A 25023-nucleotide genomic window follows, 5' to 3' on the forward strand; every position below is an offset into this window, starting at 1 on the left:
GTTCCCTGGGAGCCGGCAAGAGAGATGGTTCAGGTACGTGCTGCGGCGTCGCGAGACAGCTCGGCGGTCTCGTCGAACCAGGTGCTGTTCTCGGAAACGGCCCCGGTGCCGATGAGGTCGAGGATCTGCCGGACGTCGACCAGTTCGGTGTCGGCTCCGCCCGCGGTGCCGTCGGCGGCGATCCTGGCGAGGACGTCGTCGGCCGCGGTCACGAAGGCCCGCAGCATCTGATTGGCATAGATGGTCATAGACACGCCAGCCGCGGCGAGCTCCTTCTCGGAGACCAGCGGATAGGTGGTGGGGATGACGACCAGGGGCACGTCCGGGTGCCTCGGGCGGAAGCGGTGGGCAAAGGCGAGCACCTCGTCCGCGGTCTTGGCCTTGGAGTGGATGACGACGGCGTCCGCGCCCGCGGCCGTGTAGAGGTCGGCGCGGTACAGGGCGTCCTCCAGGCCGGCTCCGGCGACCAGCGACTCCAGGCGGGCGATGACGGTGAACGCCTCGGTCCGCTGGGCCCTCTTGGCCGCCAGGATCTTGGTGGCGAAATCGTGCGGGTCGGCGAGTTCCTGGCCCTCGCTGAAGCTGTTGCGTTTGGGAAAGACCTTGTCCTCGATGCAGACGGCCGCGATGCCCGCCTTCTCGTACTCGTGCACCATGTGGACGATGTTGTTGACGTCCCCGAAGCCGCTGTCGCAGTCGGCGATCACGGGCAGGTACGAGACGCGGTCGGCGATCCGGGCGGCGGCCAGGAATTCGGACATGGACAGGATGCTCGCGTCCGGCAGTCCGTGTGCCGCGGAGATGCCGAGGCCGCTGACCCAGAGGGCGTCGTAGGAGTGCCGACCGGCGAGCAGCGCGGTGAAGCCGTCGTGCACCCCGACCGCTCTGTGCAGCTGTCCGCTGCGCAACAGCGCGCGGAACAGTCGTGCCTTGTCCTGGTGGGGTTCGGAGGGTAAGTGCAGAGACAAGTTGGCGTTCCTTATCATCTCAAAAGGGACTTCAGATGGTCGGTCATGCGCGTGACCGCGCGTTCGAATTTCTCCGTCGGTTCGACGAACGAGAGGCGCACGTGCTCAGGGGCGCCGAAGGAGCCGCCGGGGACGACCGCGACGCCTGCCTCGTCGAGCAGTTCCCGGGCAACGGTCGCCGCGTTCAGCAGTCCGGGCCGGTTGGCCAGCAGAGGGGCGAGCGAGGGGAAGGCGTAGAAGGTGCCGTCCGGATCCCGGTGGTCGAAGACGTCGGGAGCCGCCGTGAGGATGCCGCCCAGCAGCGCGCGGTTGGCCAGCAGGCGGTGGCGCAGCCGGGCCACCGGTTCCTGGTCGCCTTCGAGGGCGGCGAGCGCCGCGACCTGGGCGATCCGGTTGGGATGGTTGGCGGTGTGCGACAGGACCGCCGTCACGGCCGCGGCGATGGGGGCGGGCGCCACCAGCCAGCCGATCCGCCAGCCGGTCATCGCGTACGTCTTCGACACCCCGTCGACCACGACGACCTCGGCGCCCGCCTCGCGCAGCACGTCGCGCGCCGGCGGGCCGGGGTCGGTCCAGCTCAGCCGACCGTAGATCTGGTCCAGTATCACGGTGACCCGGTGCCGGGCGCACCATGAGCCGATCTCCCGCAGCCGGTCGGCGGTCGGCACCGCGCCGGTCGGGTTCGACGGCGAGCAGAGCACAAGGAGCCTGACGCGGTCGTCGTGGTGGCGGTCGAGCAGTTCGGCGCCGGGATGGAAACCCGTGCCCGGCCCCGTCGGCACGGTAACGGCCCGGCCGCCGGCCAGCCGGACCGCGTGGCCGTACGTCGGCCACGACGGCGTCGGTACGAGCACACCGTCTCCGGGTGCCAGCAGAGCCAGGAACGTGACGAACAGCGCGGACTTCGCTCCCCCGGTGACCACGACGTTCCCCGCGTCGAGAGAGTCCCCGGCGGCGGGCGTGTCCGCCGCCACCCGCTCCCGCAGTTCGTGCAGCCCCGCAGGTGGACCGTAGCCGTGACCGGTGGGTGACAGTGCGGCGCGGGCGGCGGCGCGGCGGACGTGCTCGGGCGGGCAGCCCGGCGGTTCCCCCGCGGTGAGGACGGCTATGTCGTGCCCCTCGGCAAGCAGTTCGCGTACCCGGGCGTTGAGTCCCGAGGTGGGTGACAGGGGCGTCTTCGTCATCGGCGAATCGCTCATACGTGTGCTTCTCCGGCTGTGTGCGGAGCCGTCCGCGGACCCGGGACGGTGACGGAGGGGGACGTCTCGTAGCGAGCGGGTTCCAGGGGACCGCCGGGCGGACGGCCCTGCCGCTCGCAGGCCGCGGTGAACGCGTCCAGACCGTGCTCGACGTCGACGGGGCCGAGCGGTCCCATGGCGGCCAGGAAGAAGTATCCGGCGGCCAGCGCATCGGCGGGGGTGTAGATCTCCACGCCGAGCCGGTCGAGTTCGGTGCGGACCCGTTCGTAGTCGAGCCCGGCGGGCAGCCGGACCGGGACCACCACCTCGGAGCGCCGGCCGGCCGGCAGCTCCACCAGCCGGAACCCACGGCGGACCAGTCCGTCGCGCAGGAGGCCGGCGGTCACCGCGTACCGGGCGGCCCGGCCCGCGGGGGTCTCGCGCTCGTAGTGGTCCAGCGCCTCGGCCAGTGCGTGGAGGATCTGCACGGGCACGGTGAAGGGCACTTCGGCGCCGCGCTGCGCCCGTAACTGCCGTGCGAGGTCGAAGTAGTAGCTGTGCCCCGGCCGGGCGTTCTCCAGGACCGCGCGCCGTCCCACGACGAACGACACCCCGGGCAGCCCTTCGAGGCCCTTGTTGGAGGTGACGGTCAGGACGTCAGGTCCCTCGGCGTCCAGCGCGAGGCGGTGGGCGCCGACGCTGCTGATGGCGTCCACCAGGCTGAGCACGCCGCGTTCCGCCGCGACGCGGTTCAGTTCGGCCATCGGGGTCAGCACGCCGGTGGCCGTCTCGTGGTGGACGAACGTCAGGGACCGGATGTCCGGTGCGGAGTCCAGTTCGGCTGCCACCGCTCCGGGATCGACACCCTCGAATGTGCCGAAGCGCATCCGCCGCACCTCCAGGCCGGAGCGTTCCGCGATCTGAGCCAGGCGCTCGGAGTAGTAGCCGGTGACAAGGGCGAGCACCGGGCCGCGCACGCAGTTCACGGCGGCCTCGTTGGCGCCGGTGCCCGAACAGGCGAAGAGCACGGCTTCGAAGTCGTCCTCGCCGCCCAGCAGTCTCGGCAGGCTCTCGCGCACCTGGGTCAGGAGCGCCCGGAAGCCGGGGGCGCGGTGCGACATGTCGTCGACCACCAGAGCTTCTTTGGTACTGGCCCGGGTGTTGGTCGGGCCAGGGTTGAACAGCAGCCGGCTCATACGACCTTCTCGGTAGTGACGTCGGGTACGGAGTTCGGCCGGGGGCAGTAGACCCGCAGCCAGACCTCCAGGTTCATCAGCATCCACGCCTGGCGCCCGAAGGACGGCTGGGCGTCCCCTCGGGAGGCCCACCACCGGCGTAGTCGGTCGGCGTCGAGCACCTCGTGGAGACGAGCACCGTCGTCCAGGACCAGGCGGGCGACCTCACCCGCCTCGGGTGCGGCGAGCCACTCGTCCAGCGGGGCGGGAAAGGGACGCTTGGCACGGGTGAGGACGCCGGCGGGGACACGGCCGGTGAAGGCACGGCGCAGCAGCCACTTGGTGGTGTCACGCCGTTCGCTGTACCGGACGGGCGGTTCGGTGAGTGCGCGGACCGCGGCGAGCGGACCGCGCCAGCGCAGTTTGGCGCGCTGCGGCAACCGGTAGGCCCACTCCACCAGGCGGTGGTCCAGGAAGGGCACCCGGCTCTCGACCCCGGCGGCCATGGCCGTGCCGTCCAGGACGTGCAGCAGCCCGGGAAGATGCACCTTGACCATGAAGTGGGTGAGCCTGCGGTGTGTGCCGACGCGGCGTGGCCGGTCCCACTCGCGCTCCAGTACGCGCAGGAGTTCCGCGTCGTCGTCCAGCCGGGTGGCCACGTCGTCGCGCAACAACCTGTGTTTGACATCCATCGGCAGGTAGGAGTAGCTCTCCAGGAGCTGGGTGAACATCGGGGACCGTGGATGTCGGCGCCAGCCGACGGCCGTGGGACGGCGCGGGCCGCGCAGACGGCGTTTGCGCGCCTCGAAGGGCAGCCGGTACAACCGTCCGTAGCCGGCGAAGAGTTCGTCGGCCCCCTCGCCGCAGAGCACCACGCGGGCCTTCGGGCTCACCTGCTCGGCCAGCTGGATCAGCGCGACCTCGTTGTGCATGCCCAGCGGATGGTCACGGATGCGCACCATGGAGGCGAGTTGCTCGGGCGAGACGGCCACTTCCGTGCCCACCACGGTCAGGGGCAGCGACAGGGCGGTGGCGACCTCGGCGGCGCCGTCCGCCTCCGAGTAGCCCGGGACGTCGTACTCCGCAGTGTAGGCACCGGCGCAGCGGCCCAGACGCCCGAGTTCGCCGGTCAGGATGGCGGAGTCCAGGCCCCCTGAGAGGTAGGCGGAGACCGGGACATCGGATCGGCTCCAGGTCTCCACCGCTTCCCGCACGATGCGCCGCAGGACGGCCGCTCTGCGCCAGGGACGTGGTGAGCGGGCGCGGGATCGTGCGAGGTCCCACCACTGTCCGGTGCGGACGGCCCCGCCCTCCCAGCGGAGCCAGGACCCGGCCGGAAGCTGGCGCAGCTCCGCGAAGAGGGTCCGGGGCGCCGGGACGTGGCGCAGGGTCAGGAAGGCCGAGATCGCCTGTAGGTCGGGGGTAGGTGGTCCGGGCAGCAGGGGAAGCAAACCCTTGGGCTCGGAGCAGAAGGCGAGCCGGTCCTCCTGCTGAAGGTAATAGAGCGGTTTGATGCCGAAGCGGTCGCGGACCAGGGTGAGGCTGCCGTCCGTGTCGTCCCGTACCGCCAGCGCGAACATTCCGTTGAGCCGGTCCAGACAGGCGAGGCCCCACCGCTGGTAGGCGGCGAGCAGCACCTCGGTGTCCCCCGTGCCGACGAAGCGGTGACCGAGACGTTCCAGGTCGGCCCGGATCTCGGCATGGTTGAAGATCTCTCCGTTGAACACCATGTGCAGCCGGTCGTCCTGGGAGGCCATCGGCTGGGCGGCGAGTGGTCCGGTGTCGAAGACGGCCAGGCGGGTGTGGCCGAGCACGGCGTCCGGTGTCCACCTCAGACCGTCACCGTCGGGGCCGCGATGCCGCAGCAGGTGAACGCAGTGCTGGGCCGTCGCGCGGTCGAGACCGTGGCCGGTCCGGCCGGCGCCGACGGCGCCCCAGATTCCGCACATCGCCGCTACCGCCGATCGGACACGGCGGTCGGCCCGAACAGCCGTTCCGCGAAGGCCAGATCGACGTGATCGTCCACCTCGCACCAGCGCGTCCCGGCCATGTCCACTGTTTTCAGGGACAGCCCGGCCCCGAGGCAGCCTTGGAGCAGATGCTCCAGGTGGGCGCGGGGATCCTGCTCGGTCAGTGCCACCAGGGCCGGGGCCACGGTCCCCGTCAGGTCCGCGTGCGTGAGGACATGGACATTGACGGTCTTGTGCAGGTCCGTGACATCGGCGTCCGGCGCCCGCCAGTCGGCGCGAGTGACACCGGTCGCGCGTCCCTGGCGGTCCAGGGTCATGAAGGTGCCGGACAGGCCGGACCGGTACGCCTCCACAGCCGTGCTGCTGCCGTTCTGCTCCAGCAACCGTTCCAGGACGGCGGTTTCGAGAACCACGTCGCCCTCGACGACCACCGGCGTCTCCAGCGGATCGAGCGCGGCGAGCCCCGCACGCAGCGAGACGGCGGTGCCGGTGGTCGCGTACCGGTCGTTCGTCACGAACCGTACGTCGTACTGGGGCCGTAGACCGCGGACGGTGTCCGTGACCGTGTCGGCCAGATGGCCCGTCACGATGACGGCGCGGTGGATCCCGGCGGCGTTCAGGGCGTCCAGGGTCCGTACCACCAGTGGTACGCCGCCGACGGGAACGCATGCCTTCGGTACTGTCCCCGTGCTCGGCGCGAGCCGGCTGCCGAGACCGGCGGCGAGGATCACCGCGGTGTGCGCCGGCCGCATCCCGCCGGCCGTCGGTCCGTCGCCCGGCGGGATGCGTGCGGCACACCCGTGGAGGAAGGCCGCGTCGGCGGGGTGCGTCAGCAGCCGTGCGGCCGACGCGGGATCGGCCCAGACGGCGGACGGGTTGTCGGGGTCCGACGGGAGCAGCGGGCCGCCGGCCGTGGTGAAGAGGTGCATCTCGATGTTCTTCAGCCGGTCGGGAAGAATCGTTCCGTCACCGCTGATCGTGGACCGCACATAGGAGCCGAGCGAGGTGATGTGCCTCAGGTCCGTGAGCCCGCTCTCCTCGGCGATCTCCCGCTCGGCTGCCTCGCGCGGCCCTTCGCCCTCTTCCAGGTGGCCTTTGGGCAGCGACCAGGATCGGCCTTGCTGAGCGACGACGACGATGCGGCCGTCGGGTCCGGCCACGACGCCCCCGGCCACCCGGGGAACCGGCCTCACCGGCGGTCTTCCGCGGTCCCGAGGGTCATGACCTGTCGTTGCCGAGGAGGCTTGTAGAAGTCGGTGGGATGAGGGTCGTCACCGAAATCGCCGAACATCCGCCGCAGTCGCGGTGACATCGTTGCCAATACCTCTGACGGCTGCTGGAGGTAGTCGTGCGGACGGTGCCAGAGGTGACCGAACCGGAAGATGAAGGTCTCCCGGGGGCGCCTGGTGTTCTTCGCCACGGCGTGCCAGAGGGAGTACGGGAACAGGAGGACGTCCCCGGGTGCCGCGTGCACGGTCACCGCGTCCGAGGGCAGTTCCCCCCGTTCGAACGGTTCGTTGAGTTCTTCGATATAGCAGTTCGGCACGGTTTTGCGTGGCATCAGACGATGACTTCCCGGTATCAGGAGGAAGTTGCCGGATTCGCTCTCCGAGGTGTCACTCAGAAACACCTGGGCCTTCACCTGAAGACTGATACTGCCCTCGTCCAGCCGTATACGCTGGAGATATTCACCCCCGTCCGTGTGCCAGGACTCCAGTGGGGTGTCGTGCATCCCTCGGATAAATATTTCGGTGCCGAGGACCTGAACACTCGGCCCGAGAACCGATGTCAGTGGCCCGATCAGTCCGGGATGGTCCAGGAATTCCCCGAGACCCGGATGATGGGCGATCGCGTCACGCACGCGAACGGTGTGCGAGCGATCCGTGAAACTCTCGTGCGCGGTGATCGTCGGGGTATTTCCCTCTCGGGCGTCCTTCACCAACTGCCGCCCGCGAGCCACCTCCTCGGGGTCGAATAAGCCACGTAAGTGCAGGTAGCCGTCCCTTCGGTAGGTACGTAAATCGGCGTCGGACAGAGGTGTCACATCCCCCTCCGATACGTTTCCGGCATGATCTTCTACCTGGATATTTTGCTGCTGCATATTGCTCTCCAGTGATCGTCGATTATCACGAGCAATCAGGGACGTCTCGTCGCGAATTCGTACAAGTGGGCAGCATGGGCCGGGAAGTCCGGTGAACGTGGGCGTCGCAGGTGGCATGCGCAGCAGCCAGTGGGAACGGCCGTACATTGCCCGTCTGCTGCCGTTCAGGATTAAACGGAGGTATGGCGCGTGTCAAGCAGATGGGGGTGTGGCTGCCCGGTCGCCGACTGATGACGGGTAGCGAACGGGACAGTGAGGAGTAGGACACGGCCGACGGACGAGCCCCGAGATAGGCGGTAGTTGCCGACGCGGGCGGTAAACACTTAACGAGAATGTAATGTGCCGCGGCTCAACAGCGAGCCGAGCCCCGCGAGGTCCTCGTCAAGTCCGTCCCGGCGAGGCCACCGGGGTGTCCCACCGGCTCTGCGGCGTGCTCACGCAGAGCCACCCGTATGCGGCGCGAGTCGTCGGCCCACGCGTGCAGCCCCCGACCGTGCTCAAACCGCTCGGCCGGTGCGGCTCCCCGGCCCCGGATCCGCGAGTCCGGACGCCGGGTTGACCAGCTTGGTGGGCGAACGCCCTTCTCAAGGCGGACGACACCGATGCCGCCCCGCGAAGGACGCACCGGATCTGCCGGGCGGCTACCGCACGCCGCCGCGCGGCGGGACGATGCCGCGGCTCACCTTCGTACAGTGGGCCTGCGTCCATTGCGGGTACGTACGGTCCGAGACGGCCGTCACACCGGCTCGACCTCGATCACGTATCGGTCCATGAGTTCGTCGACGGCCTCGTGCAGATGGCGCTCGTCGGCCACTTCGAGGAGGACGAACCCTGTGCTCGAAGTCGACATCAGACGCGGACCGATGACGTCGCCGACCTTGGCCTTCAACTTCACCCGTGCCACGCCGGCCACCGTGGACAAGGACTCGGCCGAGGAAAGCCGTGTGATGCGGCCGGAGCTGACGGGAAGGGCGCAGTTGACCACGATGCCTTCCCGCGCGGGTGCGCGCGGAGCGACCGACGGCCGACCGCCGAGTTCCGCGTCGACGAAGGCATCCCAGAGGTTCACTCCGGTCTGGAGTGCGATTCCGTCGACGATCCCCATACCGGCGGGTCGGCAGGAGATCTCGCTGACGACCAGCCCACGCGCGGTCCTGAAGAGTTCCATGTGCGTGACACCTGTCTCAAGTCCCAACGCGGTGACCGTCGCCTGGTGCAGGTCGCGGACAGCCTCGACATCCGGGTGCGAAGAGGGAAGGACGTACGAGGCGTTGGGCTCCTTCGCCCGCCCGAGCACCGGGCTCAGATAGCTCGACACCGCCAGGAAGTCGGCCCGCCCGGCCCGCACGACACCGTCACAGTGATACTCCGCCCGCATGTCGATGAAACGTTCGACCAGGAGAAGGCAGTCGGGACTGCGCAACCCTTTCCCCAGTTCTGTGGAGACCAGGGCATGGAGATCCTCAAGGCCGCGGAGTAGGAAGGTGTCCTGGGCGCCGGCGCCGAGTGCGGGCTTGACGACTACCGGCCACCCCAGTTCCGCCGCGACGGCGGGTACGTCGTCCAGGGCGGCAATGGCGCGGAAGTCGGCGAGCGGCAGGCCGGCCGCCTTGAGGGCGGTCTTCATGGCCACCTTGTTGGAGAAGCGGTTGACCACGTCGTAACCCGTCCCCGGCAGGCCGAAGAACGATCTGAGGTACCCGGCCGCCTGCAGGCTCCGCTCGGACGAGCACATGACGAGGTCGATACGGCGCACGCGGTTGATGCTCAGGGCCGCGGCACGGAGCGCGGTGAGATCGGCGATGTCCGGGACCGTATGGATCCGTGTGCCGGTCGGGTAGAGATGTCTGTACGGGGCCTCGGTGACGACGGTCAAGTCGGCGTGGGCCGGCAGATGACCGACGATCTCGATGCGACCCGAGTTCACCAGAAGGACGTGCATCGTGTGCGGGGACTCCTTGGTCGGGGCGTTGCTCTCGCGGGGCCCGTGCCGGGGGGCGTCAGGCGGAGAAGGCCGAGCCGAAGACTTTGACGTGGTGAACGGTGCGGGCCCACAGTTCGGCGACATCAGCGCCGGAGTACCAGTCGGTCTTGTAGTCGGCCGACATGTGAACGCCCTCGTGCTCGTCCCAGTACGTGGCGATGGCCGCGTCCTGCCAGCCGACCCGCAGGGAAATCCGCCGGGTGTGCGCGCCGGTGAAGAGATCCGTGGGAGTGACCGTACGCATCCGGGCCGATCTGGCGTTGAACGATACATAGGGGACCTGCCCCTGGTAGCCGAAGCCGTCGGACGCGAGATCGTGGATCTGGGTCGACCAGGGGACTTTGGAAGCCTCGATGGCATCGATCAATTGGGTGAAGAACCTTCCCAGATATCCTTCGACATCCGCGAGGCGCTCCGGTCGGCTGGGCAGGATCACCTTGCTCGCGAACCAGCCGACGGTGTCGCGGGTCTTGGCGTTGGACCGGTTGGCGGTTGTCATGCTTGTCCCGACGGTGGACTGGCCGGACAGCTCCTCCAGGGAGGCATGGAGGGCGGCCAGCACAAGGTTCAGCCGGGTCAGGCGGGTGCTTCTGGCCGCCGGGAGCAGGCTGTCGTACAGGTCGGCGTCGAGCTGCCCCGTGAAGCGTTCGATGTGGTCATGTCGTATCGGTGAGACACCAGAGAAACCCTGGATCTCGACGCGAGGGAGCACTCCGACGTCTTCGAGCGCCGCGGCGATGTGCCGTCGGGCCGCGAGACCTGGCGGCGACTCCAGGTAGGTGTTCTGGCGGACCACGAAGTCGGGGAAGGACATCGCGATCTCCGGCAGGGCGCAGGGTTCGCCGAGGGCTTCCTGCCGGTAGAGGGCACGAAGGTCCCGGAGCAGTACATCGCCGGACCATCCGTCGCTGACCAGGTGGTCGGCCACCAGGCACACTTCGAAACGGCGTGGCGCGATCTCGACCGCCACCATGCGGGCCAGCGGACCGAGGTAAGGATCGAACGGTTGCGAGGCGGCGGCCACGATCGCCGTCCGCGCCGTCGACGCGGCGACAGCTGCCTCCGCCGTGCCGGCCCCGCCGGGAGCCCCGGGGACGGACCGGACGATGAGCGGCGCGGGTTCGGCCGATGTCTCCAGGCACCAGGTGTCATTGTCCGCACCGAAAGTGGTGAGCAGTCCCGGGTGACGGCGCTGGAGCAGCCCCCAGGCCCGGTCGAGTACGGCCAGATCCAGCGGACCTTCGACCTGGAAGGCCAAGGGACAGTGATGGGGGTTGAACACACCGACGGCAGCGTCGTTGATCGTCTGGCGTAGCCGGTGCCGCTGGTTCCACGATGCGGACGTGGTGGAAGGGCCCGTCATGATTCGCCGCCTTCCCCGGTCGCGAGGAGCGATTCGACGGAGGCCGCGATCCGCAGGACCGTCGGTGACTTGAAGACCAGCCCGAACCCGATGTCGACCGCGAACCTCTCCTCCAGAGCCGTGACTATTTCCAGGGCCGTGAGAGAGTCCACACCCAGCTCGAACAGATCCACGTCGTCTGCGACGGACTCGGTCCTGAGTACGGCCGCGCAGACCTCGGACACCGCGGCGACGATGTGCGGTGCCGCCGTCCGCGGGCCCGGAACATCCGGCACGGGGGCGACGGTTGTGTCTCCTTCGGGGAACGCGGCGGCACGGCTGCGCAACTCGCTCCGGTCGATCTTGCCGTTGGGAAGCAGCGGCAGTTCGTCGAGGACGGCGATGGCGTGGGGCACCGCGGCGGCCGGCAGCGAGTCGCCGACGGCACGCCTGAGGTGCCCGGCGGTCAGGCCCGCCGCCGCGGACACCACGTAGGCGAAGAGCTCTGTCATGCCCTCGACCCTGTGGTCGACCACGGACGCCTGAACCACTCCGGGGACGGCCTCCAGGGCTCTCGTCACCTCACTCAGGGCGATACGGACCCCCCTCACCTTCACCTGGTCGTCCATGCGCCCCAGTACGCGCAGCCTTCCCGAGTCGTCGAACGTGCCGCGATCACCCGTTCGGTACAGCAGGTCGAGCGGGTCGTCGTCACGGAAGGGGTTGGGCGTGAAGGGAGTCGGGGCGTGGAGGTAACCGGCTGATCGGTAGGGCGTGCGGAGGACTATTTCACCGGGCTCGCCCTGGGCGGGAAGGTCCCAGGCGCCGGGAACGAAAAGAGCTGCTTCGCACCCGGGGAGGGGCGCCCCCACGGGTAAGGAGCCGTCGTCGACGTCGAGAGGCACACGCTGATGGAACTTGGCCAGTGTGGTCTCGGTGGGGCCGTAGAGGTTCACGACTTCTGATGCCGGTGACACACGCTCACGCCACTGGCGGACCAGGGCGCCGTCGAGGGGTTCACCGGCGAAGAACGTGAGGCGGAGAGAGCGGACGGTGGTACGGTCCGGCTCCGCCGACAGTAACCAGCGACGCACCAGGGAGGGCACCACGTGCATGACCGTGACCCTCTGGCCGCGCGCGAAGGCGAACACGCGGCGTGCGTCGGGCGAACGCAGCCCCGGCAGACAGAGCGTGGCACCGCTGACGAGAGGCGTGCACACCTCGCGCAGCATGACGTCGAACGACCAGCGGGTCGACTGGCCGAAGCGGTCACCGGGGCCGATGCCGAAAGCGTCGCGCTGCCAGGCCACGAAGTGGCCGAGCCCTTCGGCCGTACCGGCCACCGCCTTGGGTTCGCCGGTGCTGCCGGAGGTGAAGAAGACGTAACCGCCGGGTCCGGGTGCGGTGCCATCCGCGGGAGTCGTCCCCGCGGTCGGCATCAGCTGAATTCTGTCCTGCTCACGCGGCTCACCCGCCACGATCACCGCGGCGGGGGCCGCGCTCTCCATCATTTTTCGACGGCGGGCCTCGGTGACGGCCGAGTCCAAGGGCATCACGGCGCAGGAGGCACGCCACACGCCGAGCAGCGCGGCGATCGACCGGAAGGTTCCGTCGTTCTCCACCGCGACGAGTGACCCTTTCCGCACGCCGCCGCGGACCAGCAGATCGGCCACGGCGTCCGCTTCGTGGTCGAGCTCGCGGTACGTGACCGAGCCGTTCTCGGATACCACGGCTTCGGTATCCGGGCTTCGGGCCGAGACGGCGCGGAACATCTCCGTCACGTTTGGCACGGGCCGAGCGGCAAGAGGACCACTGAACGGCGTTTCGACGATCGGCATGTCGACGTTCCCTTCCAGTCGTGGGATGCGAGCAAGAGATGTTCGCGGCACACCTACGGTGCCGTTCCGGTCGATCGTGGGGGGCCGGGCCGACAGAGGACGCGGGCTGTTCGCGATACCTCCTGTGGGGGAACTCAGGTCTTTCGCGGTTCACGGTCAGGGCGTCGGAGCGGACAGGTGATCTCCCGCGGTGAGACCACTCGGCGTGACGAGGGAAGAGCCCTTCGGCTGTATGCAGGCCACCAAGGATACCCGGTGCCAGGTTCTTGAGCGTTCATTGCCTGGCCGCCAACTCGGCCTGTCCGCTGGCTCGTTACCGCCCTCCCGCGTGTTCTCGGCAGGCCGCGCGCGCTCCGTGGACCGCCGGGACGGACCGCGGACGCGGGCACCGACGCCGCCGTCGGCACCTGGTGACGCTCGACAGCGCGGGGACCGGTCAGACGACGGGGGCCTTCACCGCGGACTCGAACCGCGCGTGCTCCAGGCGCCGGCGTTTCTGGGCCCAGCGGACCGCGGGCGATGCCATCAGACCCGTCAGGACGAACATGCCTCCCACGACGTACCAGCCCGGACGCCCCCAGGTAAGACACAGGGCGATGAGCAGTCCCGGGCCGAACGCCTCGGCCAGTCCGGCGCCCAGACCGAAGACACCCAGGTATTGCCCGGTGGCGTGGGACGGGGCGAGGGCGAAGGACACCTCGAAGCCCGCGGCGGTGTGCCAGAGTTCGCCGATCGTGTGGATCACCACCGCGGTGAGGAGCACCGCGGCCGCCGCCCATGCCGGTACACCCGCGGACAGGGGGATGAGCGAGCAGGCGACAAGGAAGGCCGTACCCGCTCGGCGGTAGGCGCCACCGGCGGCGGCGGGGGAGATCACGCCGCGGCTGGCCCGTACCTGGAAGGCGATCACCATGGCGGTGCTGGTGAGCATCGTGCCCGAAATGAGCCAGTGCGGAGCGCTGGTGTCATTGACCAGCCAGAGCGGGACCGCCACGGTCAGTACCTTGAACTGGATGGCCATGATGCCGTCGAGGACGGTCAGCAGCAGGTAGGGGCGGTCCCGTAGAGCGTTCGAGCGGAGATCTTCGGTGACGGTGAGGGGCGCGACCGGCGGCAGGAGGGCCAGGAGTCCCGCGGAGACCAGGAAGGCGATCGCGTTGCCGAGGACCATGATCTGGTAGGAGGTGAACGTGCCGACCTGCACGACCCAGCCCGCGCCCAGGGCGCCGAGGGAGATGCCGACGTTGGTCACCGCACGGAGATAGGCCCGGAACTGCTGCGGCCGGTCTCCACCGTAGTGCCTGATGAGAGGGGAGCGGGCCGCTACTCCTGCCGCCTTCGCTGCCGTGGCGGCGCTGATGACGAAGAGGAAGGGCCAGAAGCTGTCCGCCAGGACGAAGCCTGCCGTGGCCGATCCCTGCACCACGAGGGCGACCGCGTAGACGCCGCGCGCCCCGTGCCGGTCCGCGAGGTGACCGACCGCGACGCCCAGGGCCAGCGCGAACAGACCGGCGATCCCGAGCCCGAGTCCCACCTGGGACACGGGAAGGTGAACCGCCTCGGTGAAATAGAGGACTCCGCCGGTGAGATAGAGGCCGGAGCCGACGGTGTAGACGAAGTTGACGCCCGTGAGGACGCGTTGAGGTCCGGTGTTCGGTAACAGGCGGAACATGGCAAGACCCTACTTCTCCACAGAGGGCAGGGCCCCGCGCAGCGAGGAACTGACCAACCGGCTTCCGGGGCCCTCCTGCTGGCCGACGCCAGCCCACGCTGCCGACCGGCCGCAGGGGCGTGGCCGTGGTTCCCGAGAACAGCCGATAGGCGGGTACGGGCGGCGCTCGGCCGGGCGCCGTCCGCGCCGCGTCGGTCGAGCAGCAGAAGCTGCTGCCGGTCGGCCGGCCGCGAGCACGTCGACCAGGCCGAGCAGGCCGGCCGGGCCGGCGAGGCCGTGGGGCCGCTCGCGTCCTGGCCGCGGGTATGGGCCTGGTCGCCGATCCTGCCCGCGCCCCTGCCGGCCGGCTTCGGCCCCTTGGCTACGCGGGCGGGCGATCGCTTCCGCGGGCGTCTGCGAAACCCCGGATCACAACAGTCTGTTGTTACTGGGCCGCGTTCGCCGGCATCGCCGCAGTGGGCGTCGCCGGTCGCGGTGCCGTCTTCGTTCATGGATGAGGCGTTGGCGGCGTTGTGTCGGGCGAGGTCGGCCCACTTCGGTTCGTACTCGATGCCGGGTGCGTTGCGGTCGAGGTGGATGGCTTCGACTGCCCAGCGCCACCTGGACTTCTACCGCTCCCTGAGCCGACCGGCCCCTTGATCGGCTTGCTCGATCGGGGCCCGGTACAACGAGGTCATCACCTGGCCGGGAATCAGGAATTCGGCGGCGCGGGCACCGTCCAGGGTTCTGACGGCGGCCAGCGTGGTGTCGAGGTCGTCGGTATCGAACTCGATCAGAGCCAGATGACGAAAGTGGTCCTGAGAGTGACTGGCATCGGTACTGATCTGCAGGTCATTGAGTACCAGGCGTTTGACCGAAAGGAATCCTGGCAGACCGAGAAGTTCCGGAATGTGCTTGGTCTCGTACCACTCGTTGAAGTCGCGCTCCCGGTCGGTGTGCACGTTGCAGAGTGCCGCTATGACGTATGTAGCCATGTCCTCCAACTCTCTGGAGAGGGTGGAGGTCCACCGTAGTCACACATGCCCGTCCGGCATGTCTGCTGAGGCGGCATAGGGGGTTTTTAGGGGGGTAGTTGACCGAGTGCCGTGCGGATACCACTATTCGGCCAAACGGGGGGCGAAACTCCCCCCGACACCACCAGGTGTCGTTCGAAAACTGCTGGTCGGAACAAGGGGGATTTCATGGCGGAGCTGTCACGTAGACGCTTTACTCTGGCCGGACTTGGTATCGCGGCGGTTGACGTCGCCGCGCGCGGCGGGGTCGCGGTGGCCGACCCGGCCCGGACGGCTGTCACAGCCGATCAGGTGTCGGCGGTCCGCGGATCGGTCTTCGGTCCGGTCAGTGTGACCTCCGGGGATCGGCGGTATCAGGACCTTCTGCTGCGGGGGTACAACCGCCGGTTCACCGGGCGGCCCGAGAGCGTTCGGCTTGTCGGGTCCACGGACCAGGTCGTGCAGGCCGTCAACGAGGCGGTGGCGGCCAAGAAGAGAGTCGCGGTGCGCAGTGGTGGGCACTGCCTGGAGAACTTCGTCGACGATCCGAACATAAGCGTGGTCATCGACCTGTCCGAAATGCGTTCGGTATACTTCGACGCGGGCATGAACGCCTTCGCGGTCGAAGCTGGGGCGACCCTCTCGCAGGTCTACCGCACCCTCGACTTCGGCTGGGGCGTGACGATACCGGGCGGCTCCTGCCCATCCGTCGGGGTCGGCGGCCACATCACCGGCGGCGGTTACGGCGTCCTGTCCCGTCAGCACGGTCTGGTCGCGGACAACCTGTACGCCGTCGAGGTCGTCGTGGTCGATGCCTACGGCAAGGCTCGGGCCGTGATCGCCACCCGCGCGGCAACCGACCCCAACCGGAACCTGTGGTGGGCGCACGCCGGGGGCGGCGGCGGAAACTTCGGCATCGTCACCCGGTTCTGGCTGCGCTCGCCGGACGCCGCCGGCACCGATCCCACCAGGCTGCTGCCCAGTTGTCCGGGCGGAATCATGATCACCTCCCTCAGCTGGAGCTGGGACCAGCTGAATGCCGCGGTCTTCACGACGATCGCCACCAACTTCGCCACCTGGCACGAGCAGAACAGCGCCCCTGGCGCTGCCGCCAACCAGCTGTGGGCATCGTTCCTGGCGGTCCGCAAGGGCAAGGGCGGCGTGGCCATCAGGGCCCAGGTCGACCCCACTGTGCCCGGTACCCAGCAGTTGCTGACGGACTTCGCCGCCGCGATGACGCTCAATGTCGGTCCGGCCCCGACGACGAGCACCACGGGCAACCTGCCGTGGCTCTACACGACGACCACCAGCGCGACCGAAGTGGCGGATGTGTTCGGCATCCCCAGCCTGCTGCTGCGGTCGAAGACCAAGGGCGCCTACCACAAGAAGGGCTACACGCCGGATCAACTGCGCACCGCCTACACCTACCTGACCAGCGACGCCTACTCCTATGCCACGGGCATAATGGCCCTCTTCTCCTTCGGCGGGAAGGTCAACTCGTTCGCCCCGACGGCGACGGCGGTGGCGCACCGGGACTCGGTAATGCTCGCCTCGTTCGTCAACTACTGGTCCGACGCCGGTGAGGAGGCAAGGCAGCTGCAGTGGGTCCGAGAGGTGTACCGAGACGTGTACGCGAACACCGGTGGCGTGCCGGTGCCGGGCACCGTCACCGACGGGAACTATGTCAACTGGCCCGACGTGGACCTCGCGGACCCCGCCTGGAACACCTCGTCGGTTCCCTGGCCGACGATCTACTACAAGGACAACTACGCCCGGCTCCAGCAGATCAAGACAGCGTGGGACCCGCTCGATATCTTTCACCACAGCCTGTCGGTCCGCGGACTGTAGCGGCGGTCCGGCTCAGCCGAGCGTCGCGGAATCCCTGGCACGCCACTCGCGCTGCTTGGCCAGCCGCTCGTGCTTGCGCGCGATGTCCGGCTCGCCGAGCGCCCGGTAGGCCGCGGCGAGGCCCAGATACGCCTCGCTCTGGCGGTACACGTCGCCGGTCCCCTCGCCGATGACCAGCGCGTGAGCGTGCAGATCAACAGCCTCGGCGGGGTTGCCCCGCATCCGGGCGACCCCGCCGAGGCTGTTGAGCGCCTGCCCTTCGAGGTCGCGGGTGCTGGTTTCGCGGGCGAGGTCGAGGGCTTGGTGGAGGTGGGTGAGGGCGGTGTCGTAGTGGCCGAGGCGTTCGTGTACGAGGCCGAGGCCGCAGAGGGCGTGGCCTTCGAGGTCGCGGGTGCTGGTTTCGCGGGCGAGGTCGAGGGCCTGGCGGAAGTGGGTGAGGGCGGTGTCGTAGTGGCCGAGGCGTTCGTGCACCAGGCCGAGGCCGCAGAGGGCGTGCCCTTCGAGATCCCGGGCGCTGGTGTTCCAGGCGAGCGTCAGAGCCCGGCGCAGGTCGTTGCATGCCTGCTCGTAATGGCCCGGATAGCGGTGCACCCGGCCAAGGTTGCTCAGCGCGTAGCCCTCGATGTCCCGGTCTTCGATGCGCTGGGCGATGGCCAGGGCGTGGCGCAGATGGGTGAGGGCGGTGTCGTAGTCGCCGAGGCGTTCGTGCACCAGGCCCAGACTGCACAGGGCGTAACACTCCGCGCTCGGTGTGCCGGTGTCGCGGGCCAGGTCCAGGGCCTGGCCGAAGTGGGTGAGGGCGGCCTCGTATCGGCCGAGCCCGTGGAGCACCAGGCCCATGTTGCTGAGCGAGCGGCCATGGGTCACGTGGTCACCGGTGTCACGGGCGAGAGCGAGGGCCTGGCGGAAGTGGGTGAGGGCGGTGTCGTAGTGGCCGAGCCGTTGGTTGGCCAGGCCCAGACCGTAACGCGCGAGGTTCTCCATCTTCTGGTCGTCGCTGTCGTAGGCCAGGGCGACGACACGGGTGTGCAGCGAGAGTGCCTCGTTGTGCTGACCCCGGATGTAGAGGTAATGGCGGAGCACCGAGAACAGTTCGGCGCTGTGTCCCGGCCAGTCGCGCCCGGCCGTCTCCGCGGCGGCCAGCAGGTTCGGCCACTCTGATTCCAACCAGTCCATGGCCTGGTCCTGCGTGGCCACTGATGGCCCCGATCTGCTGGGGAGGGGTGCCGGAGGGCGGTCGGGCTGCCAGTGCGGAGCGATGATGTCCATGGCCGCTACCGCGGTCCGCAGATAGTGGTCGAACAGCCGGGTCAGTGCCGCGTCCCGCTCGGCTTCCGGCATTTCGGCGCCGGCCAGGTGCACGGCGTAGGCCCGGAGCAGGCCGTGCAACTGGTAGCGATCCTCGCTCGACTGCTGCAACAGGTGTACGTCGAGCAGCGCCTCCAGGATGCTGTCGGCGCTCTCCCGGTCGATCCCGGCGATCGAGGCCGCGGCGTACGAGTCGAAGTCCGTTCCCGGCAACGCCCCCAGCAACCGGAACAGGTGCTGATGCTGGGGGAGGACCTGCTGGTACGATGAATCGAAGACGGCGGAGACGCTGTTTTCTGCGGTCTGCAGTTCGGCCAGCCGCCGTTGGCAGTTGCGCAGCCGGGACGTCAGATAGGCGATGGTCCACGCCGGCCGGTGGCGCAGCCTCGCCGCCGTGATGTGGACGGCCAGTGGCAGATACCCGCACATCCGCAGTAACTCGCCCACGGCTTTGGGCTCGTTGGCCACGCGCCCGCCGCCCACGATCCGGTCGAGCAGCCGCTCCGCGTCGGCAGGGGTCAGCGCGTCCAGCGAGAGCACTGCGGCGGCGTCCAGATCGGTGAGCCGGTTGCGGCTGGTGACCAGGATCAGACAGTCGGCCGTACCCGGAAGCAGCGGCCGGATCTGGGCGATGCTCGCCGCATTGTCGAGGACGACGACTGCCCGCAGGCCGGTGAGCCGGGCCCGCCACAAGGCGGCCCGCTCTTCCAGGTCCTCGGGGATGTGGCTCCTGGCGACGTCCACCGAGCGCAGGAGTTTTTCCAGCGCGGCACCCGGATGCAGCGGCGGCTGCCCCTGCGTGTGTCCTTGCAGGTCCAGGTACAGCTGTGCGTCGGGGTAGCTGTCCGTCATGCGGTGCGCCAGGTGCACCGCGAGCGATGTCTTGCCCACGCCGGCCATGCCGTCGATGGCGGCGAGCGTCACGGTGTTCGGCGCGGAGCGGTCGCGGTGCGCGGTCACCTTGTCGACCAGAGTGTGCAACTCCCGCTCCCGGCCGGTGAAGTGGCTGATGTCCTTGGGCAGGTTGTATCTGGCGGGTTGTGCGACCGCGAAGGCCCTGGGGCGGCCGAGGGTTGCGTCATTGGTGAGAATGCGCTGCCGTAACTGGCGCAGTTCCGGGGCCGGTTCGATGCCGAGCGAGTCCGCGAATCGCCGACGGGTCGACTCGTATACGGTGAGCGCGTGTGCCTGGCGGCCGGACAGGTACAGCGTGAGCATGAGTTGGCCGGCGAGCCGTTCCCGCAGCGGATGTACGCTCAGCGCGTCTGTCAGTTCAGCCACCACCGCCTGGTGGTTGCCCTGGGCGAGTTCGAGGTCTATGCACTCCTCGAGTGCGGTGAGCCGCTGCTCTTCCAGCCGTGATGTGTGCGGTCTCAGGGCCGAATTGTCCAGACCGGCCAGTGCTGGTCCACGCCACAGGGCGAGCCCTGCCCGGTACTCGGCGACGGCCTCGGCCAACTGCCCGGCTCCGGCGCGGTGGCGTGCGTTGGCCAGCGAGTTGACGAACGTCGCCAGGTCCAACTGGTCGTCAGGAAGGTCGAGGCGGTAGCTGCCCGCGCCGACGGCGGTGGAGAGGGTGGTCACCCCCGCGGATTTGAGGAGTCCGCGCAGCGTGGAGACCGTGTTGCGGATCTGCTTTTCGGCGGTACGGGGTGGATCGTCCCAGACGGCGTCGACGAGGTCCCCGAGCGTGACGCTCTGGTTCACGTTGAGAAGGAGCATGGCGAGCACTATTTGCTGGCGTGCACCGGTCAACTGCATTTTCCGGTGGTTCGCGCGCACTTCCAGCGGTCCGAGGATCCGGAACTTCATTCAGCCTCCCCCATGAGACGTGAGTGGTAGCCGGCTCCGTCCCGGCCGTCGCAGACGAGGCTACCTGTTTCCTGGTAAGCCTTCGAAAAGTATTTCGGGCGTTGACCCCGGATCTTGGGCACACGAGACACTGGATCCTGAGGATCTGAGAGGAAGAGCGCGAAATCCCGCGCAAGGCGGCGAAGTATTTCGCCGGGGAGACGCGCTGGTGAGGGGCCATCAACTCACTACTGCCTGAATCTGGACGAGTGCGTTCTGTGACGTAGTAGGGGGGGTAGTAGGGGGGTAGTAGAGGGAATTCGTGGGAATCACGGAAACCGCCCTGGCGGTGCTGGACGTGAAGTTCGCGCATCCGGCGGCGGAGATGGCAGGGCTCCACCATGCGGTGGGAGGCGGAGTCGGCATTCCGGCAGATCAAGACGTTCCAGCGCGGGCCGGCCGAGTCGACGAGAACGACTGTCCCACCGGGCGCACACTCATCAAGGACGAACGCCAGGCGATCCCGCGGCGCGTCCAGCGGGACGACTTCCGCGGCGCATGGAACGACACCATCGCCCCGTACGATCCCCGGACGGCAGCTCGCCGCCCGGATGCACATGGTTCACCAGGACGCGGGCGGCACCTACGGCGTCCCCGGGATCACCGCCGAACCGTGTGAGACGGGCGAGTTGGTCAACCACAAGAGGGTCGCCCGCATCATGCGCCGGGCAGGCCTGACCGGACTGCGGCTGCGCGGGAAGCACCGCATCACCATCGCGGACCCGGCCGCCGCGAAGGCGGCCGACCTCATCGGCCGCAGCTTCACCGCGGCGACCGTGAACACGAAAGCGCTGTCGGCAGTTCTGCGGACAACGCGCTCGCCGGGTCCTTCAACGCCACGTGCAAGCGGGCGACCCTCCAGGGCCGCGGTGCCTGGGCCGACGAGCGCGAAGCCCGCCTCGACCTGTTCCGCTGGTTGCACCGCTACAACACCCGACGCCGTCGTTCAAGCCTCGCGGAAGATCAGCCGATGACTGTTTATTTACTCGGGTATCAGTAAGAAGCAGGAGTAAACACCTGGATCAGGTCGAACCCGGGTATCTCCCGGCGTCGCTGGGAGGGCATATGCGGGAAAGGACGGTGCCGGGACGGATCGAGGACGGCCGGAGGATGTCATCGGCCATGATGAGTGGAAGTAGAGGCGACAGCGACGACTGGGGGGCCGTTGTATGACCGAGACTTCACGAACGCATGACGCCGGGACCGCGCTACGGCCGCGTCACAGCCATCGTGGTTCCTGAGCGATCTGACTGCTCACCGTCATCGAAAATGCCACCTTTTCGGTCATTTTTGACCAATTGGTGATGAACCAGTCTTCGATCCATCTCCGCAGCCGCCTCAGAATACCCGGCCCGGCGTCCGGGATGTGACAGATCGAGGGGAACACTTCGAAGGTCGAGCGGAAGCCGTTCCCTTCCCCTGTCTTCCGGTACCGGTCACTCCGTGCTGCCACAGCGCCGTGGCGGGCCATTCGCCAGATGAATTGTGGAAGGACTTGACCAGCTGATGACTGTGGTCAAACAAAGGGATGTGGTTCCCGAATTACTGTGGCAAGCAAAGGAGTTGCTGGCCTTCCTGGGCCGGAGAATCGAGGAGATGGATTCGAAGGACGGCCGGCTGCATGCCGAGGCGGAGGCCGACCGGCTGCTCATCGCCTGCGAATTCCCCAGCCTTCTGCGTACGGTGGTCACGGATGCGGACAGCCGTCGACTCGACGGCCCGGCCAATGGCTTGGCACAGAAGCGGGCGGCCTGGGCGCTGGCGAGCCGCCTGCTCGGTGACTCGGGACTGCCCGATCCGGTCGACAGTGCCACCTCCGCCCTCTCCGCCAGTAAGTTCGGTGAGGACACCGCACCCGCCGTCATGGCGGCCATCACGGCCCTGGTGCACAGCAACCGCCTGGAGGCCGCGATCTCCTGGTGTGACGGAGCACTGCCGGACGCGGCTCGGCTCGGCGCCGACGCCTGGTCGGCCCGCCTGCTGGCGACACGTGCGGAAGCCTCTCTGTACCGGGGCGACGTCCTGGTCGGAATCGCCCGCGCCGAGGCCGTGTTCGACATGGTCCCGCCCCAGCGGACGGGCGCGTGGATCGGAGGACCGCTCTCCTGCCTCATCGCCGGGCACACCGACCTGGGGGAGCTCGCCGCCGCGAAGGAATGGGTACGGCGGTCCGTAGCGGCGCCGATCTACGAGACCAGGCATTGTCTCGGATATCTGTACGCCCGAGGCCACTACCATCTCGCCGATGGCGAACACCTCTCCGCGCTGGCCGACTTCATGAGCTGTGGCCGACTGATGGCGTCATGGGGCCTGGACCTGGATCTGTACCCGTGGCGATTCGCAATGGCCGCAGCCTACCTGGGCGTTGGTGACTACGACAACGCGTTCAAGATGATTGATTCCCAGCTGGACAGGTTCGCCGCGCCCGCCGCCGACCATGCGCGGCTGTTCGGCCTGGTGAGCGCCAGGAGCCGCCGCCGACAGGGGCTGCGGGAAGAGCTCTTCGGCATCCTTCGGGAGGCCCTCGGACGGCCCGGCTTCTTCTCCACGCTCCACCGCCTGCAATGGGGTGATCTGCCGAGTACGGTCTCGCACCGTGTCGCCGCCTACAAGGTGACCGACCGGTACGCCAGATATCTGGACAAGCTCAGTCTGTCCGAACAGCGGGTGGCCCTGCTCGCCGCTCAGGGCGAGACCAATCAGCAGATCGCGCGTGCCCTGTCGATCACGGTCAGCACCGTGGAGCAGCACCTGACCAGTACATACCGGAAACTTCATGTCGCAGGCCGGAGTGATCTGCGCGCGAAGCTGGGGTGAAGGCGCACGCGGCCCGACGTTCCGCGGCGCCCCGGGTGGTCCCGGGCAGGGGCCCATGCCTCATCGGCAGAAGCCTCTCCCGCTGTCTGCCCCGCTGTCTGCGGGATCCGATCCGCGCGCCGTGCCTCAGGCCGAGTCGGGCGAGGGAGGCGCGGTGAGTGCCGACCGGGTGAGCGAGAGCACGCCGGCGCGTACGGCGTCCATGCTCATGCCTGTGTCGACCAGCATGTCGACGAACTCCGCGCGAGGAACGCCCAGGATCGCGTGAGCCATGAATCCGGCGTCGAGATCGGGGCGTGCTTCGGAAATCGTGTCTGCGAGGCGGGCGTGCCACAGGAGGTACCGGCCTGCGTTGTGGTTCGAGCCGACGTGGTGTTCGAGTTCACGCAACAGCGGCCGGCCGGGCACGACGATCTCGTCGAACAGTTCACCGATGAAGCGCAGCACTCGGTCGTGGGCCGGCAGGAGCGGGTCGGCCAGCCGGTCGAGGGCTCCCGAGTGCCAGTCCTCCGTGAGCTGTTCGAACAGGGCGCTGATGAGGCCCTCGCGGTTTCCGAAACGTCGGAACAGCGTGCCTTTGCCGACTCCCGCTGCTTCCGCGATGTCGTCCATCGACACGTGGTCGACGCCGCCTTCATGGATCAGCCGCTGGGCCGTGGCCAGGATCCTGCGTCGGTTGTGCGCGGCGTCGGCTCGCTCCTTGACGGCCACATCCGGCTCCCTTGACATCGCTTGGTGACCATGAGTTATGATGCCGCTCCTAAGCGGACTGACGGTCCGATTGTGATGACTGTGACGGCATCAGGCTAGGAGACACAGTATGCGTTCTGTTCGGTTTCATGAGTACGGGCCGCCCGAGGTGCTCAAAGTCGACGAGGTCCCTGACCCCGAGGCGGGGGAGGGGCAGCTGCTGGTCCGGGTCAGCGCCGCGGGGATCAGCTATGCCGAGACCCAGATCCGGTCCGGACTGATGCAGCAGTTCAGCTGGTTCCCGGATCCGCCGCTGCCGTGCGCACCCGGTTTCGAGGTCGCGGGCACGGTCGTGAAGGTCGGCCCGGGTGTAGGTGACGAGTGGGTCGGACAGAAGGTCGTCGGCACCGCTCCGACCGGCGGCGGCTACTCCGAACTGGCGGTCCTCCCCGCCGGGGCGGCCCAGACGATCCCTGACGGGCTGGGGGATCACGAAGCGCTGGCGCTCTTCGGGCAGGGACTGGTCGCCGTCGGCGTGACCGAGGTCGCCGACATCCAGCCGAAGGACGTCGTCCTGGTCGAGGCCGCCGCGGGCGGCGTCGGCAGCCTGCTGGTGCAGCTGGCCAAGAACGCGGGCGCCGAGGTGATCGCCCTGGCCGGAAGCGAGAAGAAGCTCGCGCTCGCCAAGCAGCTCGGTGCGGACCACGTCGTCGACTACACGGACAAGGACTGGGACCAGCGCGTCCGCGACATCGCCCCCGGCGGCGTCCAGGTCGTGTTCGACTCCCTCGGCGGGGCTGTTTCCCAGGCCGCGTTCGACCTGCTGGCGATGGGCGTCGGACGGATGGTCGTCTACGGCACGGCCAGTGGCAAGGTCCCGCAGTTCGATCCCGAGCAGGTGTACGTCCGTGGCGTGGCCGTCTCCGGCTTCGGACCGCGGGTCTTCCTGCAGCCCGAGTACGGTGCCCGGCTGCGCAAGGCGGCCTTCGACCTCGCCGTGGCCGGCACGCTGAAGCCGGTCATCGGGCAGGTACTCCCGCTGGCCGACGCCGCCGCGGCCCACCGGGCATTCGAGGAGCGCACCACTGTCGGCAAGGCGATCCTGGTCCCCTAGCTTCCCGGAACGGCTCATTCTGTTCCCTCGCAACGGCGTCGTGCCGCGCGAGTGCTTTCGGTATCAGCACCAGCTGTGAGAAATTTGCGCTGCCCCAAATGATGCGCCCGGTCTGTTTCATGGACCGGGCGCATCTTCTTTTTCCGCCAGTTTTCCGCCGGCCTTCCGTCGAGCG

General features: G+C 68.5%; 16 protein-coding genes and 2 pseudogenes. 5 read left to right on the plus strand and 13 right to left on the minus strand.

Going from position 1 to position 25023, the window contains the following annotated elements; all coding sequences use genetic code 11:
* Positions 1–29: 29 nt before the first annotated feature.
* The 11 genes from ACWGDX_RS12685 to ACWGDX_RS12735 form a co-directional block, all read right to left on the minus strand.
* Positions 30–968, minus strand: a complete 939-nt coding sequence (locus ACWGDX_RS12685; protein ID WP_453624889.1) for an isocitrate lyase/phosphoenolpyruvate mutase family protein — start codon at positions 966–968, stop codon at positions 30–32.
* Positions 969–982: 14 nt separating this feature from the next.
* Complete coding sequence (locus tag ACWGDX_RS12690) at positions 983–2167, minus strand: pyridoxal phosphate-dependent aminotransferase (protein WP_453624891.1); 1185 nt, start codon at positions 2165–2167, stop codon at positions 983–985.
* Positions 2164–3342: a pyridoxal-phosphate-dependent aminotransferase family protein gene (locus tag ACWGDX_RS12695; protein ID WP_453624893.1), complete on the minus strand. Its 1179-nt coding sequence runs from the start codon at positions 3340–3342 to the stop codon at positions 2164–2166. The genes ACWGDX_RS12690 and ACWGDX_RS12695 overlap by 4 nt, the downstream gene beginning before the upstream one ends.
* The gene (asnB, locus tag ACWGDX_RS12700; RefSeq protein WP_453624895.1) at positions 3339–5270 is read right to left on the minus strand and encodes an asparagine synthase (glutamine-hydrolyzing); all 1932 of its coding nucleotides are present in this window, start codon (positions 5268–5270) and stop codon (positions 3339–3341) included. Before asnB ends, ACWGDX_RS12695 begins: the two co-directional genes overlap by 4 nt.
* 5 nt (positions 5271–5275) lie before the next feature.
* Positions 5276–6484: an NTP transferase domain-containing protein gene (locus ACWGDX_RS12705; RefSeq protein WP_453624897.1), complete on the minus strand. Its 1209-nt coding sequence runs from the start codon at positions 6482–6484 to the stop codon at positions 5276–5278.
* The gene (locus ACWGDX_RS12710) at positions 6481–7392 is read right to left on the minus strand and encodes a phytanoyl-CoA dioxygenase family protein (protein ID WP_453624899.1); all 912 of its coding nucleotides are present in this window, start codon (positions 7390–7392) and stop codon (positions 6481–6483) included. The genes ACWGDX_RS12705 and ACWGDX_RS12710 overlap by 4 nt, the downstream gene beginning before the upstream one ends.
* Before the next feature lie 736 nt (positions 7393–8128).
* Positions 8129–9334: an ATP-grasp domain-containing protein gene (locus ACWGDX_RS12715; protein ID WP_453624900.1), complete on the minus strand. Its 1206-nt coding sequence runs from the start codon at positions 9332–9334 to the stop codon at positions 8129–8131.
* Positions 9335–9392: 58 nt separating this feature from the next.
* Entirely contained in the window at positions 9393–10739 is a 1347-nt protein-coding gene (locus ACWGDX_RS12720) for a condensation domain-containing protein (protein ID WP_453624902.1), read from the minus strand.
* Complete coding sequence (locus ACWGDX_RS12725) at positions 10736–12556, minus strand: non-ribosomal peptide synthetase (RefSeq protein WP_453624904.1); 1821 nt, start codon at positions 12554–12556, stop codon at positions 10736–10738. The genes ACWGDX_RS12720 and ACWGDX_RS12725 overlap by 4 nt, the downstream gene beginning before the upstream one ends.
* Positions 12557–12992: 436 nt before the next feature.
* Positions 12993–14228, minus strand: coding sequence for an MFS transporter (locus tag ACWGDX_RS12730; RefSeq protein ID WP_453624906.1), 1236 nt, complete (start codon positions 14226–14228; stop codon positions 12993–12995).
* A gap of 608 nt (positions 14229–14836) precedes the next feature.
* On the minus strand, positions 14837–15202 hold the full coding sequence (locus ACWGDX_RS12735; protein ID WP_453624908.1) for a hypothetical protein: 366 nt from the start codon (positions 15200–15202) through the stop codon (positions 14837–14839).
* A gap of 207 nt (positions 15203–15409) precedes the next feature.
* On the opposite strand from ACWGDX_RS12735, the gene ACWGDX_RS12740 reads away from it, so the two are divergent.
* Entirely contained in the window at positions 15410–17068 is a 1659-nt protein-coding gene (locus ACWGDX_RS12740) for an FAD-binding oxidoreductase (RefSeq protein WP_453624910.1), read from the plus strand.
* Between the two features lie 12 nt (positions 17069–17080).
* Here ACWGDX_RS12740 and ACWGDX_RS12745 read toward each other — a convergent pair whose 3' ends face one another.
* Entirely contained in the window at positions 17081–20188 is a 3108-nt protein-coding gene (locus ACWGDX_RS12745; protein ID WP_453624912.1) for a tetratricopeptide repeat protein, read from the minus strand.
* A gap of 596 nt (positions 20189–20784) precedes the next feature.
* Between ACWGDX_RS12745 and ACWGDX_RS12750 the strand changes: the two are divergent.
* The 3 genes and pseudogenes from ACWGDX_RS12750 to ACWGDX_RS12760 all read left to right on the plus strand — a co-directional run.
* Positions 20785–20856, plus strand: a pseudogene (locus ACWGDX_RS12750) (hypothetical protein); the annotation flags it as partial.
* 167 nt (positions 20857–21023) lie between these two features.
* Positions 21024–21227 (plus strand): annotated as a pseudogene (locus tag ACWGDX_RS12755) (integrase core domain-containing protein); the annotation flags it as partial.
* 596 nt (positions 21228–21823) lie between these two features.
* Positions 21824–23044 carry a helix-turn-helix transcriptional regulator gene (locus ACWGDX_RS12760; protein WP_453624913.1) on the plus strand — a complete coding sequence of 407 codons (1221 nt, stop codon included), beginning with the start codon at positions 21824–21826 and terminating at the stop codon, positions 23042–23044.
* 126 nt (positions 23045–23170) lie between these two features.
* Here ACWGDX_RS12760 and ACWGDX_RS12765 read toward each other — a convergent pair whose 3' ends face one another.
* Positions 23171–23755: a TetR/AcrR family transcriptional regulator gene (locus ACWGDX_RS12765; RefSeq protein ID WP_453624915.1), complete on the minus strand. Its 585-nt coding sequence runs from the start codon at positions 23753–23755 to the stop codon at positions 23171–23173.
* A 109-nt stretch (positions 23756–23864) separates the two neighbouring features.
* Here ACWGDX_RS12765 and ACWGDX_RS12770 point away from each other — a divergent pair, with 109 nt between their 5' ends.
* Positions 23865–24848, plus strand: a complete 984-nt coding sequence (locus ACWGDX_RS12770) for a quinone oxidoreductase family protein (protein WP_453624917.1) — start codon at positions 23865–23867, stop codon at positions 24846–24848.
* Positions 24849–25023: the final 175 nt, after the last annotated feature.

This window comes from Streptomyces sp. NPDC055025 (assembly GCF_053608565.1).